Origin of the sequence: Pseudomonas sp. MEJ108 (assembly GCF_030208985.1) — a bacterium.
Lineage (GTDB): Bacteria > Pseudomonadota > Gammaproteobacteria > Pseudomonadales > Pseudomonadaceae > Aquipseudomonas > Aquipseudomonas fragariae.
On the sequence record NZ_JARVSW010000006.1, the window covers coordinates 139,879 to 158,111 of the forward strand.

Here is an 18,233-nt window from a genome sequence, read left to right on the forward strand (position 1 = left end):
GTGCGTGCTTCTTTTCTTCGTCCATTTTTTCTACAGGCTCTTGTTGTCATGCCCGAATACGTCAACTGGCTTCGCCACGCGTCTCCGTACATCAATGCTCACCGCGATTGCACCTTCGTCGTCATGCTGCCCGGCGACGGCGTTGCGCACCCCAATTTCGGCAATATCGTCCACGACCTGGTGCTGCTGCACAGCCTGGGTGTGCGTCTGGTGCTGGTGCACGGCTCGCGTCCGCAGATCGAGAGCCGTCTGGCCCAGCGCGGGATTACGCCGCGTTACCACCGCGACCTGCGGATCACCGATACCGAAACGCTGGAGTGCGTGATCGATGCCGTGGGTCAGTTGCGTATTTCGATCGAGGCGCGTCTGTCGATGGACATGGCCGCCTCGCCCATGCAGGGCTCGCGCTTGCGAGTGACCAGCGGCAATGTCGTCACCGCACGGCCTATCGGCGTGCTTGAGGGGGTCGATTATCAGCACACCGGCGAAGTGCGCCGCGTCGACCGCAAGGGCATCAATCGCCTGCTGGACGAGCGCCATATCGTGCTGCTGTCGCCACTGGGTTATTCGCCGACCGGCGAGATTTTCAACCTGGCCTGTGAAGACGTCGCCACCCGCGCGGCCATCGATCTGGCTGCTGACAAACTGCTGCTGTTCGGCGCCGAAACCGGCTTGCTGGACGAGCAGGGCCGGTTGGTGCGCGAACTGCGTCCGCAACAGGTGCCCGCGCACCTGCAGCGTCTGGGTGCCAACTATCAGGCGGAATTGCTGGACGCTGCGGCCGAGGCCTGCCGTGGCGGTGTGGCGCGCAGCCATATCGTCAGTTATGCCGAGAACGGCGCGCTGCTCACCGAGCTGTTTACCCGTGACGGCGGCGGCACGCTGGTCGCGCAGGAACAGTTCGAACTGGTGCGCGAAGCGGCTATCGAGGATGTCGGCGGTTTGATGGACCTGATCACGCCGCTGGAAGAGCAGGGCATTCTGGTGCGTCGTTCCCGCGAGGTGCTGGAACGCGAGATCACCCAGTTCAGCGTGGTCGAGCGCGAAGGGCTGATCATCGCCTGTGCTGCGCTGTATCCGATTGCCGATTCGGAGTCGGGCGAGCTGGCGTGTCTGGCGGTCAACCCGGAATACCGGCACGGTGGCCGTGGCGATGAACTGCTGGAGCGCATTGAAAACCGCGCCCGGGCTTTGGGTATCAAGACCCTGTTCGTCCTCACCACCCGCACCGCACACTGGTTCCGCGAGCGCGGTTTCGAACCCAGCAGCGTCGACCGCCTGCCAAGCGCCCGCGCCTCGCTGTACAACTACCAGCGTAATTCGAAGATCTTCGAAAAGGCGATATAAGCCTGGGGGCGGACTATATTTTGTGGGAGTGAGCTTGCTCACGAAGAGGCTGGAACAAGCCCCCAGAAAGGGGCGTTTGAACCGTCCCTTTCGTGAGCAAGCTCACCCACGCCCTTCGGGCAGAAGCGCAGAGCATTGGGCACGATAGTTGAGATGATCGTTCCTCACGCTCCAGCGTGGGAACGCAGTTCTCGACGCTCTGCGTCGTCAAGAGGACGCGGAGCGTCCAGAAAGGCATGCGACGCAGAGCGCCGCACGATAGTCGCGCCTGCACCGGCACCTTCGTGAGCAATCTCCCCACAGTAATTGCACGATCAGTTACTGATCGACAGAATGCTCGCCTGATACGAACCCACGAACGTGTCGAAATCCACCACTTCCTCGGTCGCTTCCAGCTCGGCCTGTTCCTCAATCGAGGTTTTGGCCTGGGCTTCGAAGTCTGCCTGTTCCTCAGCGCTCAGCGGGTGAGTGCGGAAGTATTCGGCGTGGACCTGACTCTGGCGCAGGGAGAACGCGGTAAAGCCCTCGTTATGCGCTTCCATGCTGGCCAGCACCTGAGCAGACGGTGTGAGCGCGGTATCGTCGATCTTGGCCTGTTGCACGGCAATCGACTTGAGGTGCTCATCGGTGCCCTGCGCCTGATCGAGCAAGCGGGCAATCGGTGTGATCTTCTCCATCAGCTCGGTTGCCCAGGTCTTGAGATCGACAGGGCGGTTGTCACGCATCAGGCTCAGGCCCGGGCGACGCCCTTCCTTGACCACTGACAGGAAGTTCGAGCTTGCGTTGGAGCACTCGTGGCGGGCCAGTTGCTGGCTTTCCTCGAGGGCGCAATACAGCACGAACGCATCGATGAAGCGCGACTGCTCCAGGCTGATGCCGGTCGGCAGGAACGGGTTGATGTCCAGGCAGCGCACTTCGACGTACTGCACACCACGGGCCACCAGCGCCTGAATGGGGCGTTCGCCGCTATAGGTCACGCGCTTGGGGCGAATGTTGGAGTAGTACTCGTTCTCGATCTGCAGCACGTTGGTGTTGAGCTGCACCCACTCGCCGTTCTGGTCATGAGTGCCGACCTCGACGTAAGGCTTGTACGGCGTGGCCACGGCCTTGCGCAGGCTGTCGGTGTAGCTGACCAGATCGTTGTAGCAAGGGGTCAGGTCGGCCTGGGCGTCACTCTGATAACCCAGGTCGCTCATGCGCAGACTGGTGGCGTACGGCAGATACAGGGTGTCGGCGTCGAAGTGTTGCTCCAGCTGATGCTTGCGGCCGCGCAGGAACCCCGCGTCGAGTGCCGGTGAAGCACCGAACAGGTACATCAACAGCCAGCTGTAGCGGCGGAAATTACGAATCAGCGCGATGTAGGAATGCGACTGGTAGTCGCGCGCATCGCCTGCAAAGTCTTCGGTCTGCTTGAGCAGCGCCCAGGCGTCTTCCGGCAACGAGAAGTTGTAGTGAATGCCGGCAATGCACTGCATGGTCTTGCCATAACGCAGCGCCAGACCCTTGCGATAGACATACTTGAGCTTGCCGATGTTCGACGTGCCGTAATACGCGATCGGGATGTGCTCTTCGTCGGGCAACGGGCAGGGCATCGACGGGCTCCACAGCAGCTCGTCGCCCAGCTTGCTGTAAACGAAGCGATGGATACGGTCCAGGTTGTCGATGGTCTCGGCCGGGTTCTTCAAGGCTGGTGTGATGAACTCCAGCAGCGATTCGGAATAATCGGTCGTGACCTGGCCATTGGTCAGTGCGGCACCCAGAGCTTGCGGATGAGGCGTGCAGGCCAGTTCTGCCGTTGCAGTAACGCGCAGACACTCACGCTCTATACCGTGCAGGCATTGCTCCAGCAAAGAGAGGTTGTTGCGCTCGCCGAGCAAGGCAAGACGGCGGTTCAAAAATTCGCTCAAGGTGTAATCCTTCACGCATCGGTCGCCCCGATATGGGGGTGGACTTGACGGTCTACAAGGGTGAAGAAAGGAACTGGCGTAGTCGCCTGGTTGGTCGGTAACGCCCGTTCACAATCACTGCTCTTTGTCGTACTACCCAAATGGACTCGGCACCACGCTAATGGTGCCGAAATTAACCCAAATGATGTCGATACGGCTAGGTTCAGTTTGCAGTGATTGTGTTCATCGCCTCTTTTCGGGTCTAGATGACCGCAAATGTGCCCTGGGCTTTGGCAACGAGCTTGTCGCCCTGAACGACTTCGGCCTCGACCACCAGCGTGCGGCGACCCGCGTGCAGGACCCTGGCGATGCACAGGACTTCGCCTTCGGAGACTCCACGCACGTAGTTGATCTTGCACTCGATGGTCACGCTGCGCTGGTCGAAACCGTGAACGCTGGAACAGGCCAGGCCCATGGCGATATCGACCAGGCTGAAGATTGCACCGCCGTGCATCACGTTGCCGCGATTGCGCAGGTGCGCCTCCAGCGGCAACGCAACTTCGGCAACGCCCTCGTCCAGACGCCGCAGCTCACAGCCGAGCATCTTGAAGTAGGCGCTGTGGGTCAGATCTTCAGGAATGTCCATCAGCGCTTCTTCAGTTGCTTGGCATTGGCGAACAGCGATGCCATGGCATTGTTGGCGGGCGCTGGTGCATTGGTTTCCTTGCGCGGGGCGTTGTTCTGGCGAGGCGAAGAACCCGGACGGGCACCGCGCGCGCCATCGATTTTCTCGCCGGGCGTGTCGCTCATGCGCATCGACAGGCCGACGCGTTTGCGCGGGATATCGACTTCCATGACCTTCACTTTCACCACATCACCGGCCTTGACTGCTTCACGCGGGTCCTTGATGAACTTCTCGGACAACGCCGAGATGTGCACCAGCCCGTCCTGATGCACGCCGATATCGACGAACGCACCGAAGTTGGTGACGTTGGTGACCACGCCCTCGAGGATCATCCCCAGTTGCAGGTCCTTGAGGTCTTCGACCCCGTCCTGGAACTCTGCGGTCTTGAACTCCGGACGCGGATCGCGGCCCGGCTTTTCGAGCTCCTGAAGGATGTCGGTCACGGTCGGCAGACCAAAGGTCTCGTCGGTGAATTTCTTCGGGTCCAGACGCTTGAGAAAGCTGGCGTCGCCGATCAGCGAGCGAATATCGCGGTCGGTTTCAGCCGCGATGCGCTGCACCAGCGGGTAGGCTTCCGGGTGAACGGCGGACGCGTCCAGCGGGTTGTCACCGGTCATGACGCGCAGGAAGCCGGCGGCCTGTTCAAAGGTCTTTTCGCCCAGGCGGCTGACTTTCTTCAGCGCCGCGCGGGTCTTGAACGCGCCGTTTTCATCACGATGCGCAACGATGTTCTGCGCCAGCGTGGTGTTGAGGCCGGAAATGCGTGCCAGCAGCGCCACGGAGGCGGTGTTCACGTCCACGCCCACGGCGTTCACGCAGTCTTCCACCACTGCATCCAGGCCGCGCGCCAGCTTGAGCTGCGAAACGTCGTGCTGATACTGGCCGACCCCGATGGATTTCGGATCAATCTTCACCAGTTCGGCGAGCGGGTCCTGCAAGCGACGGGCGATGGACACCGCGCCACGGATCGACACGTCGAGGTCTGGGAATTCCTTGGCGGCCAGTTCCGATGCCGAGTACACCGAAGCGCCTGCTTCGGAGACCATGACCTTGGTCATTTTCAGGTCTGGGTATTTTTTGATCAGGTCGGCAGCCAGCTTGTCGGTTTCGCGGCTGGCGGTGCCGTTGCCGATGGCAATCAGGTCGACCGAATGCTTGGCGCACAGTGCGGCCAGTACGGCGATGGTCTGGTCCCACTGGTTCTTCGGAACGTGCGGATAGACGGTGGCGTAGTCGAGCAGTTTGCCGGTGGCATCGACTACGGCGACCTTGCAGCCGGTACGCAGGCCAGGATCGAGCCCCAGCGTGGCGCGCTGGCCGGCCGGGGCGGCGAGCAGCAGGTCGTGCAGGTTGTGGGCGAAGACATTGATCGCTTCGGTTTCCGCGCCGTCACGCAGCTCGCCCAGCAGATCGGTTTCCAGGTGGCTGTACAGCTTGACCTTCCAGGTCCAGCGCACCACTTCGGCCAGCCATTTGTCTGCCGGGCGGTTCTGGTTCTGGATACCGAAGCGCTCACCGATCATCAGCTCGCACGGGTGCATGGCGCCCGGCAATTCTTCACCGACTTTCAGCGCCGAGCTCAGGAAGCCTTCGTTGCGACCGCGGAAAATCGCCAGCGCACGGTGCGACGGCATGCTCTTGAGCGGTTCGTCGTGTTCGAAGTAGTCGCGGAACTTGGCGCCTTCCTCTTCCTTGCCCGGCACCACGCGTGCGCTGATCACCGCTTCCTGCTTGAGGAAGCTGCGCAGCTTGTCCAGCAGCGAGGCATCTTCGGCAAAGCGCTCCATCAGAATGTACTTGGCGCCTTCCAGCGCAGCCTTTATATCAGCCACGCCTTTATCCGCGTCGACGAAGCGGGCTGCTTCTGCTTCAGGAGCCAGACTCGGGTCATTGAACAGGCCGTCGGCCAGTTCGCCCAACCCGGCTTCAAGAGCGATCTGGCCCTTGGTACGGCGTTTCTGCTTATAAGGCAGGTACAAGTCTTCGAGGCGGGTCTTGGTGTCGGCCAGCTTGATATCGCGCGCCAGCTCCGGGGTCAGCTTGCCTTGCTCTTCGATGCTGGCAAGAATGCTGACGCGCCGCTCGTCCAGTTCACGCAGATAACGCAGGCGCTCTTCCAGATGGCGCAGTTGCGTGTCATCAAGACTGCCGGTCACTTCCTTGCGGTAGCGGGAAATGAAGGGCACGGTCGAGCCTTCATCCAGTAGTGCTACGGCCGCTGCGACCTGTTGTGGGCGTACGCCGAGTTCTTCGGCGATGCGGCTGTTGATGCTGTCCATAAAACCACCTGGAGTTGTGAGCAAAAAACTGGGCTATGTACGAATTGCCTTGCCTGGGTATCGTGCGCCAGCATTTATTTTCAGGGCTGGCGAACCGCCATGAGTCCGGCGTTGCCTGACTTCGAGGGCGGCGCATTATACCCAGCGAAGCCGGATTAGGGGATCGGCCGACAAATGTGGTGTTTTTTCGGCGAAAAAGCAGGCACAAGTGTCGCCTCCAGTAAAATCTGCTAACAATGCACAAGGTGCGCATCACCGCAGCTACGCCATAATGCGCCCCGAGATCAGAGGAGCATCCGATGAGCAGCACCGCACAAAATGCCGAAGGCGAAAAAATCCTTATTGTCGATGACGATCCGGGGCTGAGCAGTCTCCTGGAACGTTTTTTCACCAGCAAGGGCTATCGTGCCCGCGCCGTGGCAAATGTGGAACAAATGGACCGGCTGCTGGCCCGTGAGGTTTTCAACCTCGTGGTGCTGGACCTGATGCTGCCCGGCGAAGACGGCCTTTCAGCCTGTCGTCGTCTGCGTGCCGCGAACAATCAGGTGCCGATTATCATGCTGACCGCCAAGGGCGATGAGCTGAGCCGCATCAAGGGGCTCGAACTGGGTGCTGATGATTATCTGGCCAAGCCGTTCAACCCGGACGAGCTGATGGCGCGGGTCAAGGCGGTGTTACGTCGTCAGGCGGCACCGGTGCCCGGCGCACCCGGCAGCGAAGACGAGTCGGTCAGTTTCGGTGACTACGTGCTGTCTCTGGCAACCCGCGAGCTCAAGCGCGGTGAAGAAGTGCACATGCTCACTACCGGGGAATTCGCGGTACTGAAAGCGCTGGTCATGCACGCTCGCGAGCCGCTGACCCGCGACAAACTGATGAACCTGGCGCGTGGCCGGGAGTGGGATGCGCTGGAACGATCCATCGACGTACAGATTTCCCGTCTGCGTCGCCTGATCGAACCGGACCCTTCCAAGCCCCGTTATATCCAGACGGTCTGGGGCGTGGGCTATGTATTCGTTCCGGACGGTGCCGGAAGTCGCTGATAACCCGGTTGTCGGCACAGACATCCGTCATTGCTGCCAGTTACGTCGATAATCTTTTACAGGTTTATCGACGTACTGGTTTTTTGCGTTCGTCCATCGGGTCCGGCCCGCGTTCGGCAAACCTGCGAGCCTCGCTCGCCCTGCAAAGTGTATGGCTGCAGTTATGAAGACTCCGCTCTGGTTCCCGCAAAGCTTTTTCTCCCGCACGCTCTGGCTGGTGCTCATCGTCGTGCTGTTTTCCAAGGCGCTGACGCTGGTTTATCTGCTGATGAACGAAGACGTGCTGGTCGACAGGCAATACAGCCACGGTGTTGCTCTGACCCTGCGCGCGTACTGGGCCGCCGGTGAAAACGATCGCGAGGCGATTGCCGAGGCGGCGGGCCTGATTCGGGTAGTGGGCGGTGGCGTGCCGGAAGGCGAGCAGCACTGGCCTTACAGTGAGATCTATCAGCGACAGATGCAGGCCGAGCTGGGTGCCGATACGGAAGTGCGTCTGCGCGTACACGCGCCGCCCGCGCTGTGGGTGCGAGCGCCGAGCCTGGGTGACGGCTGGCTGAAAGTGCCGCTGTATCCGCACCCGTTGCGCGGTCAGAAAATCTGGAACGTGCTGGGCTGGTTCCTGGCCATCGGATTGCTCTCCACGGCATCAGCCTGGATTTTCGTACGCCAGTTGAATCAGCCGCTCAAGCGTCTGGTGTTTGCGGCGCGCCAGTTGGGGCAGGGGCGCAGCGTACGGCTGCCGGTGAGTGACACGCCGAGCGAGATGACCGAAGTCTACCGGGCCTTCAATCAGATGGCCGAAGACGTCGAGCAGGCCGGGCAGGAACGCGAGTTGATGCTGGCCGGTGTTTCCCACGACTTGCGCACGCCGCTGACGCGCCTGCGCCTGTCTCTGGAGCTGATGAACGACAATGAGTTCTCCGAAGGCATGGTGCGCGATATCGAAGACATGGACGCCATTCTCGATCAGTTCCTGGCCTTCATCCGCGATGGGCGCGACGAAGAGATCGAAGAGGTCGATCTGGGGCACCTGGTGCGCGATGTGGTCGCCCCCTTCAATGACGACGAAGACAGCATCCGTCTGTGCCTGGAGCCCATTCCGCCCTTCCCGCTACGCCGCGTGTCGATGAAGCGCCTGCTGACCAACCTGATTGGCAATGCCAAGCACCATGCCGGTAACGGTATCGAAGTCGCCGCCTACGTATCCGGCGACCGAAACGCGCCCTACGTGGTGTTGAGCGTGCTGGACAGGGGGGCGGGCATCGATCCGTCCGAGCTGGACACCATCTTCAACCCGTTCATTCGCGGTGATCGCGCACGCAGTGGCAAGGGCACCGGCCTCGGCCTGGCCATCGTCAAGCGTATCGCTGCCATGCACGGCGGCAACGTCGAGTTGAGAAATCGTTCGGGAGGCGGACTGGAAGCACGCGTAAGGCTGCCGCTGGGGCTGATGCTGCCGAGAGATGCAATTTAAGGCGAGGGCGAAGCGAGAGGGTAAATATAAAGCGCCGTACAGGGTCGCGGGAGGCGTTCGAAAGGTCGACGCATTCTCGTGAACCTGCACGGCGGCTTGCCTGACCCGGCCCTTGGCGGAGGTACTCCCTGTACCCCTAGGTCACGCCGATCCACTTGATCAACGCGTCCCGGCCCCCTGGTCATGCGCGTACCTTCCTCAGGCCGCACAAAGCCGAAAGGTGTCGACTCCTGAAGCCGACACCTTTCTTCTGGATCAATACCAGTTCGGGTCTTTGCGCAGCTCTTCATTCAAGAGCTTTTGCATACCCTCGTCAGGCTTACCCAGGTAACGGTAAGTCGCGTGACGTGTTGGCGATTTGTCTGCAGGAAGACCGGCAGGCACCTCAACCAACATGGCGTAAGCATCTTCCTTGTCGAGGCTGAAAGCCACGATCAGGCGCTTGCTTTTGCACGTATCGGCCGTTTCGCAAAGCGGTCCAACCAGATAGTTGTCACCGTCTTCAGTGGCCGCTGTCATCTGCTGCCCGGAAGCACCGGACAGGTTGATCACCCAATCCGGCAAACGCTCTTCCTTCTTGACGACCTTCGCCCAGGTGGTGCGGTACTCGGGCGCGGAGCTCAGAAGCTCATTGACCCGAGACTGTCCATCATTGGCTGCCATGACCATGGCGCTACCGCCCATCAACAGGGCGGCGGCCAGTGTGCGAAATGACGTGTGCATTATCAGCCTCGACCGCGACGACCGAAGAAGAACGACACAACGAACATCACCAGGAAGACGACGAACAGGATCTTGGCGATACCGGTAGCCGTGCCCGCGATACCACCGAAGCCCAGTACTGCAGCGACGATAGCGATGATCAGAAACGTGATTGCCCAACTCAACATGGTGATACTCCTTTTGATGCCGTTTTAATAAGGGGTGCTGCTTTTAAGGTCGGGTCAGAAAACCCATTTTTGCTGTGGAGCGACTTCATCTACAGAAACCAGGCCGTCGACATTACGCAGGCTTGAGGACATGTCATTGACCGCTGGTGCACTAACACCGCGGTAGGAGATGCTGCTGGTCTGGATGAATTGCTGTTTCGGTTGAGCTGCCTCGTTGGCTTGATTCCAACGCTGGAACTGCTGAATGGCGATCAGAGTGACGAGCAAGGCAAGGAGCAGAAAAAGACCTTGCTGAATGTGCAGGGGAGAGATACGCAATTGTGCAATACGCTGGCTGTTCATCTGCAAAATCCCCTGGCCTGAGTGGGCATTCAATCTGATGGGTCGTTGTGTACCGACCTTTGTTGAATGGGTTATTGCAGACTGCATGCCAGTTTTTTAATCGATATAAATTCCTTTAAAATCAATGGCTTAATAAGTTTGGTAAGGGCATGTTACCAGCAAGCTGCACGATTACCCCTTTGTAATCGTGCGTTCTGCACGAAGCGTTAGACGCTTTGCTCTGAACCGTCAGCCTGCGCTGCGCGCCATGACCTTCAACGCGTCGCCGTTGACGCCTTTGACGCCACGAATATTTTTCGCGATTTCCACCGCCAGTTCTTTCTCGGCGAAGTTGGCAACCACGCCATTCAGGCTGACAACACCGGCCTTGGTATCCACTTTGATGTTCAGCCCATCCAGCGTCCGGCTGTAGATCAGGCTTGCCTTGACCTTGCTGGTGATCCAGGCGTCACTCATTTCCTCGGTCGGGGTCAGAGACTGTGGCTGGGTCTTGGCGGCAATCGAGTCGGCCGCGCTGAGGCTGATCAGGTTGTTGACGCTGACCACGCCATCGGTGTTGCTGGCCAGGCTACCGGCCAGCTCCTTCGCTTCGGGGCTTTGCGCTCGGCCCTTGAGGGTGATGACGCCGTCCTTGCTGTCGACTTCGATATTCAGCGCTTCGGTCACGCTGCTCCACAGCAGCTTGGATTTCACCGTCGCGACCAGCGTCGCATCTTCGAACCGCTGAGCCATGTTGGTCCGGGTGCCAGGCTCGCTGGCGACAGAAGGGTCCACCTCCAGCTGATTGTCGACCTTCTCGATGCCTTTGGTATCCAGCGCGATGCGCTCGGCCAGTTCGCGGTCCACCTTGTTTTCAACCTTGCCCTTGAGTGTCGCAGTGCCTTGTTCGACACCCACATCGATCTTGAACGGGCTCAGATGCTTGTTCAGCGCGAAAGCTGTCCAGATCGAACCTTCCTGACGCGCCTCGGTGAGCTGAGCAGGCAGGTCAGGCTGGGCGAGTACCGGGCCGCTGCCCAGCAGCGCAGCGGCGGCCGTGATCAGAGCAATCTTTTTCAGTGAAAACATAGAAGCGTTCCTTTTGCGGTGAGATTTCGTCTCCGAATAGACGGTTTTAACGGCATAAACGCGGATTAATCAGGCTGTTCGCCATTAGCTGATCAGAAAGCTACCATGCATGCCGAAGAATCAATCAGAATTGACCATGCAACTTGCCCGATGATTCCGAGACTAACTGAGACAATTCATTAAGGAGCGTAGGAAAAATGGAAGCAGCCACTGAGAATCAGGGCCGTATTCTGCTTGTGGACGACGAGTCCGCCATCCTCCGCACTTTCCGGTACTGTCTGGAAGACGAAGGCTACAGTGTCGCCACTGCCAACAGCGCAGCCCAGGCCGACACGCTCATGCAGCGTCAAGTATTCGATCTGTGCTTTCTCGATTTGCGTCTGGGCGAAGACAACGGCCTGGACGTGCTGGCGCAGATGCGGATTCAGGCGCCGTGGATGCGTGTGGTGATCGTGACTGCCCATTCGGCGGTGGACACGGCTGTGGATGCCATTCAGGCTGGCGCAGCCGATTATCTGGTCAAGCCGTGCAGTCCTGACCAGTTGCGTCTTGCGACGGCCAAGCAGCTTGAAGTCAGGCAACTGTCTGCACGTCTTGAAGCACTGGAAGGCGAGGTTCGCAAGCCCAAGGATGGTCTGGATTCCCACAGCCCTTCGATGATGGCCATTCTGGAAACGGCTCGTCAGGTTGCTGTAACCGATGCCAACATCCTGATTCTGGGTGAGTCGGGTACCGGTAAGGGCGAGCTGGCCAGGGCGATTCATGGCTGGAGCAAGCGGGCCAAGAAGTCCTGCGTCACGATCAACTGCCCGTCGCTGACCGCAGAACTGATGGAAAGCGAGCTGTTCGGCCACAGCCGCGGTGCCTTTACCGGTGCCAGTGAAAGCACGCTGGGTCGCGTCAATCAGGCCGATGGCGGCACCCTGTTCCTCGACGAAATCGGTGACTTCCCGCTGACGCTTCAGCCCAAGCTGCTGCGCTTCATTCAGGACAAGGAATACGAGCGTGTCGGTGATCCGGTGACCCGACGTGCCGACGTGCGCATCCTGGCCGCCACCAACCTCAATCTTGAAGACATGGTGCGCAGCGGACGTTTCCGTGAGGATCTGCTGTACCGCCTGAACGTGATCACCCTGAATCTGCCCGCCCTGCGTGAGCGCAGCGAAGACATTCTGACCCTGGCGGATCGCTTTCTGGCGCGCTTCGTCAAGGAGTACGCTCGTCCGGCTCGCGGCTTCAGCGAGGAGGCCCGCGCGGCGCTGCTCAATTACCGCTGGCCGGGCAACATTCGTGAGCTGCGCAACGTGATCGAGCGTGCCAGCATCATCTGTCCACAGGAACGCGTAGAGGTCAGTCATCTGGGCATGGCTGAGCAACCGACCAACAACGCACCGCGGGTGGGGGCAGCCTTGAGTCTGGACGAGCTTGAAAAGGCACACATCGGGGCCGTACTGGCAACCAGTGAAACCCTTGATCAGGCCGCCAAGACGCTGGGTATCGATGCTTCGACGCTTTACCGCAAACGAAAACAGTACAACCTATGAAATACCTCAAATGAAGCTGGCCATGAAGTTGCGCACCCGCCTCTTTCTGAGCATTTCGGCGCTTATCACGGTCGCTTTGCTTGGATTGCTGCTGGGGCTCGTCAGTGTCATGCAGATGGCTCGTACTCAGGAGTCGTTGATTCAGCATAACTTCGCCATCCTCGATCTGGGCTTGAAGCTGCGCCAGAACATGGGCGATCAGTTGGTGTTGATGACCGGTTCCAGTCGCAATGAGCCTGAGCTGCAAAGAATGCAGAAGCAGTTTGAAGAGCTGCTGGAGGAAGGATCGGCGCAGGACACCCAGCAAAATGTGCGCAACGGTTTTGAAAAGACCCGAGGCGATTATCAGCGATTCATCGCCACCTGGCAGCAATACGGCAATGATCCGCGAGGCATACGCGGCAACTCGCAATTGAGCGAAAGTTTCGACACGCTGCGTAACGGTCTGATGGATGTGCATCGCAAGGCGTTGGAGAACATCAGCAACGCCGAGATCAATTCCAGGGATCGAGCATTGTGGATCGCCGGCTTGCTGGGCCTGGTCGGGCTGGCGGTGCTGTGCATCGGCTTTGTCACCGCGCACGGCATCGCCCGCCGTTTCGGTGCGCCGATCGAGGCGCTGGCCAAGGCTGCCGATCGCATCGGTGAGGGTGATTACGAGGTCACGCTGCCCATTTCCTCGGCCGCCGAAATGAACCTGCTGACCCGGCGCTTCGGCATCATGGCCGAAGCCCTGCGTCAGCATCAGGCGACCAACGTTGATGAGCTTCTGGCAGGCCAGCAGCGTCTGCAAGCGGTCCTCGACAGTATCGACGATGGCCTGTTGATGATTGATCGCCAGGGCCACCTGGAGCACCTCAACCCTGTTGCGCAGCGCCAGCTCGGATGGGACGAGAGTCGCCTCGGGCACAGTCTCGGTGAGGCGTTGGGCCGTCCCGAGCTGGATGAGCAATTGCATCTGGTGCTGCGGGGCGGAACGCTGGAGCGCGCGCCGGAAGACCTGGCCATCGAGATCGACGGCGAGTCGCGACTGCTGACCTACAGCATGACACCGGTCAGCCACACCAAGGGCCACATCCTGGGTGCGGTGATGGTGCTGCACGACGTGACCGAGCAGCGTGCTTTCGAGCGGGTACGCAGCGAGTTCGTCCTGCGCGCGTCGCATGAGTTGCGCACCCCGGTCACGGGCATGCACATGGCGTTTGGCCTTCTTCAGGAGCGTTTGCATTTCGCTCCCGAGTCCCGCGAGGCCGACCTGCTCAATACGGTCACCGAAGAAATGCAGCGCCTGATGCAGCTCATCAATGACCTGCTGAATTTCTCGCGTTACCAGAACGGTCTGCAGAAGCTCAAACTCGCGCCGTGCTCCATCGAAACGTTGCTGCAGGAAGCCAAGGCGCGCTTCGAGGATCAGGCCCAGGAGCAGGATATTGTGCTGATGCTGGATATGCAGGAGCCGATGCCGCGCCTGCATGCCGATCAGTCTCAGCTGGAGCGGGTACTGGACAATCTGCTGGACAACGCGTTGCGGCACACGCCGCCGAACGGCCTGATTCGCTTGCAGGCCAGGCGCCACGGCGAGCGGGCGATCATCAGTGTCGAAGACAACGGCGAGGGCATTGCCTATGGGCAGCAGGGGCGGATCTTCGAGCCCTTCGTCCAGGTCGGCCGCAAGAAAGGCGGCGCCGGGCTCGGGCTGGCGCTGTGCAAGGAGATTGTCCAGCTGCACGGCGGACGCATGGGCGTTTATTCACGGCCGGGGCAGGGCACGCAGTTCTATATGGCGTTACCGCTCTGAGGGCTTGAGCACCAGGCCCTCATCGGTTGACTGAGTATCAGCCTTCATACGTTTCAATTCGAGTGATTGAGCACCTGCAGGATGGCCGCGCTCTGTGCGTCCGGCTCGCCGTCGAAGCGTGCCGGGCGATAGTGCATCTGGAAGGCGGCCAGTACCTGACGTGTCGCGACATCCAGCTCACCGGTCTGCGGGGTGCTGTAGCCCAGGCGCGCCAACTGCTGCTGGAACCAGGTGATGCTCGGCAGGTTATTTGCCAGCAGTGCCTGACGCTGGGCAACCTGGCGTTCATCCGGCCAGTTCCCCAGACCTTCGGCAGCGAGGCGTTTCCACGGGAACAATGGCCCCGGGTCCTGCTTGCGCAATGGGGCGATGTCGCTATGACCGATGATGTGTTTGGGGTCGATCCTGTTGCGTTTGACGATGTCCTTGAGCAGGACAATGATCGACTGGGTCTGCGCTTCGGTATACGGATACCACAGGCGCCCTGTCGGCGTTTCCTTGAAACCCGAATTGACGATCTCGATGCCGATCGAGCTGGAGTTGAGCCAGGTGCGGCCTTCCCACTCGCTTTCGCCGGCATGCCAGGCACGCGCGTTTTCATCGACCAGCTTGTAGATGGTGGCTTTGCTGTCGTCACCGATCAGGTAGTGGGCGCTGACCTCGCCATGCGTCAGTAATTGCAGCGAGTGTTCCAGCGACGTCGAGGTGTAATGCATCACCACGTACTGAGCACGGCCATCGAAATTTACCGAAGGATGGCTGGTGTCCAGCCTTGGGCCGCTGGCACAGGCAGTGAGGAGGAGCATGAGAAAGGCGGATAAATACAGCTTCATGAGGTCGGCAGCGTCGGCAGGAAATGAAACATCATAACAAAATGTATACAAATAGCATGGGGCACCAGCCATTTGTTCAGGTCAAAATGTTTCAGTCAGCCCTGTTCGATGCGGTTGCGACCGTTCTCCTTGGCCTTGTAAAGCGCCTGGTCGGCACGTTTGATGGCGGTGTCGCTCCGCTCTGACGGACGAAAGGCCGTCATGCCGATGGATACAGTGATGGTGACTCGTTCGCCCTTGAAGTGGAAAGGGCATGACTCGACGGCGGCGCGCAGTTCATCGAGCAGTTTCAGCCCGGTGGCAGGAGGTGTCGCAGGCAGCAGCATGACAAATTCTTCGCCGCCAAACCGTGCCACGAAGTCATCGGCGCGCAGGCGTTTGCTGAGGACATTGGCGACGATCTTCAATACCTTGTCGCCCGCAAGGTGCCCGTAACCATCGTTGATGCGTTTGAAATGGTCCAGGTCCAGAATGCACACCAGCAGGCTGTTTTTTTCTTCGTGCCAGCGGGCCATCTCCCGTTCGAGGCGCTCGCCCCAGGCGGCACGATTGGGCAGTCCGGTAAGCGGGTCGATCAGGGCCTTTTGACGCTGTTCCTCCAGGTGAGTCCTGAAACCCAGGGCCTCCTGCTCCATGCTCGCGACGCGGGCCGCCAGACCTTGCAGGCGCGAGGCCACTTCGCGCTCGCGGGCATCGCGCTTGAGCTGGTAGTGATCCATGGTGCCGAGCAGGGCCTCAAGCCGATTGTCGAGCACCCGCTTGAGGCTGGGCAGATCGGAGGCGTCCTGAACACTGCTTTGCAGGCCGCCCACCTGTTCGCGCAACTGGTCGTTCAGGTCGCGCGCGGTGGACTGGTCCTCGGCGTGATCTTCACTGGCGGCCTGCAGGTGGCTCTGAAATGATTCGAGCCGTTCATTGAGCTGCTTGAGGTAAGTGCCGAACTCCTGTTGGCCGCCGTTGTTGATCGCCAGCATCAGCACCGCCAGATCGTCGAGGATCGGCAGCAATTCGTACCAGTTAAGCCCATGTTTCAAGCGTAACTGCATGTCCTCGACCTGCGGGCGAAAGTGCTCGGAGAGCGTCAGGTCGTCCAGCAGGCCCAGCAGGGTCTGTTCAATGTGTGCCGCCACCGAGCTATAGCTGGGCTCTGGTGAGGAGGGTAGCGCGTAACCTTCTTCGCCTTCTGCCGACTCGCGCTGCTGCTCGGCCTCTGCGTCGGGTTCGTCAACTGGCACGTCGATTGGCGCGGGCCGCTGTTGGTAGGGCACTGATGGGACAGGCGCCAGGAGATCCGCGAAATCGATGGGTTCGACAGTGATCGGTGCAGGTTCGGCGACGGCCTCTGTTGGTGCTGGAGCAATGTCCGCAGCGGTGGTCGATGGCGCAGGTTCTTCAGGCGTCGCAACGGCGGGTATCACTGCGGCAGGCGCATCGGTTTCCGGGGCCGGCGTTGGCGGCGTGCTGTCTGCGGCAACGGCGGCTGCGGCAGTGGAATCAACGGCCTCGGCTTCGACAGGAGACGCGTCTGGCGGGGCGTAAGTATTCGCTGCTTGCGGCGCGACGTCGGGTTCATGCGATTCCGGCGCCGAGGAGGCGGCGTCTTCGGGATGAGCCGCCTCAGGATGAGGCTCGTGGCCGTGACCCTCGCGCGAACCGAACAGGCGTTGCAGCAGCCCCTGACGGGGACCTTCTTCAGGTTTTTCAATCTGGGTCAGGGCCTGGCCCTGCAAATTGCTCAACTCGCCAAGCAGCAGGGGCAGCTCACGGGCCTGGGAGGCGCGCTCTTCAAGCTCCTTGGCAAAGCGCTTGAGCGGCTTGCGTACGTCGCGTGGCAGCGGCAGTGACTGCAGCTGTGCAACCAGTGCGGTCAGCGCCGAGCTGATTTGCGCGGCCCTGACTTCACGGCGTTGTTCAGAGTCCAGTACGGCTTTTTCGAGGCGCGGGATCAGGGCTGCCAGGCCCGCGTCCATATCGTCCTTGCGGACGATTTCGCGCATTTCCTTCATGCATTCATCGACGGCGCGGTCAGAGCCTTCTGCCGCCAGACTGCTGCGCACCAGACCGCGTCGCAACAAATCGAGCCGCGCATCCCAGCGCTTTTCGAGCGTGTCCTGTTGCTCGATCCCTTTGAGGTATTTCTCTTTCCAACGCTCCGCGTCGTCGCTCATGCAAGGCTTCCACCAGAGGGCACAGGCAGTGAGTCCCCACGCAATGAGTCTGGCAGGCGAATCTCGACAGCGACAGGCAGGTGATCGGAAATGGGTTGCGCCAGTACCTGCACGCGCTCGAGCGTCAGGGTCGGGCTGAGCAAAATGTGATCGAGGCAGCGTTGTGGCCGCCAGCTCGGAAAGGTCGCTTCTATCTGCGGCGCCAAAAGGCCCAGATCCCTTAGCGGCGAGTGTTCCAGCAGGTCATTGGCGTGGGTGTTCATGTCGCCCATCAGCACCTGATGGCGATAACCGCCGATCAGTTCGCGAATGTACGCCAGCTGCCGGGTTCGGGTTCGGGTCCCCAGCGCCAGGTGCATCATGACCACGACCAGGGCATCCTCGCCTTCACCGAAACGCACGAGAATCGCCCCGCGCCCGGCCGGGCCTGGCAGCGGGTGATCCTCGATCTTGGTCGGGCGCAGACGGCTCAATACACCGTTGCTGTGCTGCGCCAGGCGCCCGAGATTGCGATTGAGTTGTTGATACCAGTACGGAAAGCCACCCAACTGGGCGAGATGCTCGACCTGATTGACGAAGCCGGAGCGCATGCTGCCACCGTCGACTTCCTGAAGTGCCACCAGATCGAAATCGTTGATCAGGTCGCCGATCTTCTGCAGGTTGCCAGCCCTGCCGCCATGCGGCAGCAAGTGCTGCCAGCTGCGCGTCAGGTAATGATGGTAGCGCTGGGTACTGATACCCACCTGGATATTGAAACTGAGCAAACGCAGCCTGCCGTCTTGCGGCAGGCCGTTTTGCAGCAGATGATGTTCGTTGACCTGCGGATCATGCAGGCCAACGATACGGGTACTGCCTTTGCCCCAGCGGCGCATGATGTGC

The 18,233-nt window shown here is 60.3% G+C and carries 15 protein-coding genes; 5 read left to right on the forward strand and 10 right to left on the reverse strand.

Features of this window, described 5'->3' with window-relative positions; all coding sequences use genetic code 11:
* The first annotated feature begins 48 nt into the window (after positions 1 to 48).
* Positions 49 to 1,347, forward strand: coding sequence for an amino-acid N-acetyltransferase (gene argA, locus QRN50_RS03975; RefSeq protein ID WP_003403912.1), 1,299 nt, complete (start codon positions 49 to 51; stop codon positions 1,345 to 1,347).
* A gap of 314 nt (positions 1,348 to 1,661) precedes the next feature.
* Here the strand turns inward: argA and gshA are convergent, their stop codons facing one another.
* From gshA to QRN50_RS03990, 3 genes are all read right to left on the reverse strand, one after another.
* The gene (gene gshA, locus QRN50_RS03980; RefSeq protein WP_024652525.1) at positions 1,662 to 3,254 is read right to left on the reverse strand and encodes a glutamate--cysteine ligase; all 1,593 of its coding nucleotides are present in this window, start codon (positions 3,252 to 3,254) and stop codon (positions 1,662 to 1,664) included.
* A gap of 241 nt (positions 3,255 to 3,495) precedes the next feature.
* The gene (locus QRN50_RS03985; protein WP_003403909.1) at positions 3,496 to 3,879 is read right to left on the reverse strand and encodes a PaaI family thioesterase; all 384 of its coding nucleotides are present in this window, start codon (positions 3,877 to 3,879) and stop codon (positions 3,496 to 3,498) included.
* On the reverse strand, positions 3,879 to 6,197 hold the full coding sequence (locus tag QRN50_RS03990; RefSeq protein WP_096127428.1) for a Tex family protein: 2,319 nt from the start codon (positions 6,195 to 6,197) through the stop codon (positions 3,879 to 3,881). The genes QRN50_RS03985 and QRN50_RS03990 overlap by 1 nt, the downstream gene beginning before the upstream one ends.
* A gap of 299 nt (positions 6,198 to 6,496) precedes the next feature.
* On the opposite strand from QRN50_RS03990, the gene ompR reads away from it, so the two are divergent.
* Positions 6,497 to 7,237, forward strand: a complete 741-nt coding sequence (gene ompR / locus QRN50_RS03995; RefSeq protein WP_003318889.1) for an osmolarity response regulator transcription factor OmpR — start codon at positions 6,497 to 6,499, stop codon at positions 7,235 to 7,237.
* 163 nt (positions 7,238 to 7,400) lie between these two features.
* On the forward strand, positions 7,401 to 8,711 hold the full coding sequence (locus QRN50_RS04000; RefSeq protein WP_003403907.1) for an ATP-binding protein: 1,311 nt from the start codon (positions 7,401 to 7,403) through the stop codon (positions 8,709 to 8,711).
* Between the two features lie 255 nt (positions 8,712 to 8,966).
* Here QRN50_RS04000 and QRN50_RS04005 read toward each other — a convergent pair whose 3' ends face one another.
* From QRN50_RS04005 to QRN50_RS04020, 4 genes are all read right to left on the reverse strand, one after another.
* Positions 8,967 to 9,434, reverse strand: coding sequence for an inhibitor of vertebrate lysozyme family protein (locus tag QRN50_RS04005; protein WP_011266282.1), 468 nt, complete (start codon positions 9,432 to 9,434; stop codon positions 8,967 to 8,969).
* 2 nt (positions 9,435 to 9,436) lie between these two features.
* Positions 9,437 to 9,601 (reverse strand): DUF1328 domain-containing protein, encoded by a 165-nt coding sequence (locus tag QRN50_RS04010; RefSeq protein WP_002555679.1) that lies wholly within the window; start codon positions 9,599 to 9,601, stop codon positions 9,437 to 9,439.
* Between the two features lie 54 nt (positions 9,602 to 9,655).
* A complete protein-coding gene (locus QRN50_RS04015; RefSeq protein WP_003403905.1) occupies positions 9,656 to 9,943 on the reverse strand; it encodes a hypothetical protein in 288 nt (95 codons plus the stop codon).
* Between the two features lie 228 nt (positions 9,944 to 10,171).
* Complete coding sequence (locus QRN50_RS04020; RefSeq protein WP_096127429.1) at positions 10,172 to 11,011, reverse strand: BON domain-containing protein; 840 nt, start codon at positions 11,009 to 11,011, stop codon at positions 10,172 to 10,174.
* 197 nt (positions 11,012 to 11,208) lie between these two features.
* Here QRN50_RS04020 and algB point away from each other — a divergent pair, with 197 nt between their 5' ends.
* Both algB and QRN50_RS04030 read left to right on the forward strand, forming a co-directional pair.
* Complete coding sequence (gene algB, locus QRN50_RS04025; RefSeq protein ID WP_003318895.1) at positions 11,209 to 12,555, forward strand: sigma-54-dependent response regulator transcription factor AlgB; 1,347 nt, start codon at positions 11,209 to 11,211, stop codon at positions 12,553 to 12,555.
* Positions 12,556 to 12,565: 10 nt separating this feature from the next.
* Positions 12,566 to 14,353, forward strand: a complete 1,788-nt coding sequence (locus tag QRN50_RS04030) for a KinB sensor domain-containing domain (protein WP_011266285.1) — start codon at positions 12,566 to 12,568, stop codon at positions 14,351 to 14,353.
* A gap of 53 nt (positions 14,354 to 14,406) precedes the next feature.
* Here the strand turns inward: QRN50_RS04030 and QRN50_RS04035 are convergent, their stop codons facing one another.
* From QRN50_RS04035 to QRN50_RS04045, 3 genes are all read right to left on the reverse strand, one after another.
* Positions 14,407 to 15,186 carry an N-acetylmuramoyl-L-alanine amidase gene (locus tag QRN50_RS04035; protein WP_096127430.1) on the reverse strand — a complete coding sequence of 260 codons (780 nt, stop codon included), beginning with the start codon at positions 15,184 to 15,186 and terminating at the stop codon, positions 14,407 to 14,409.
* Positions 15,187 to 15,281: 95 nt separating this feature from the next.
* The gene (locus QRN50_RS04040; protein ID WP_024661192.1) at positions 15,282 to 17,354 is read right to left on the reverse strand and encodes a GGDEF domain-containing protein; all 2,073 of its coding nucleotides are present in this window, start codon (positions 17,352 to 17,354) and stop codon (positions 15,282 to 15,284) included.
* Positions 17,351 to 18,226 (reverse strand): endonuclease/exonuclease/phosphatase family protein, encoded by an 876-nt coding sequence (locus QRN50_RS04045; RefSeq protein ID WP_011266288.1) that lies wholly within the window; start codon positions 18,224 to 18,226, stop codon positions 17,351 to 17,353. The genes QRN50_RS04040 and QRN50_RS04045 overlap by 4 nt, the downstream gene beginning before the upstream one ends.
* Positions 18,227 to 18,233 lie beyond the last annotated feature (7 nt).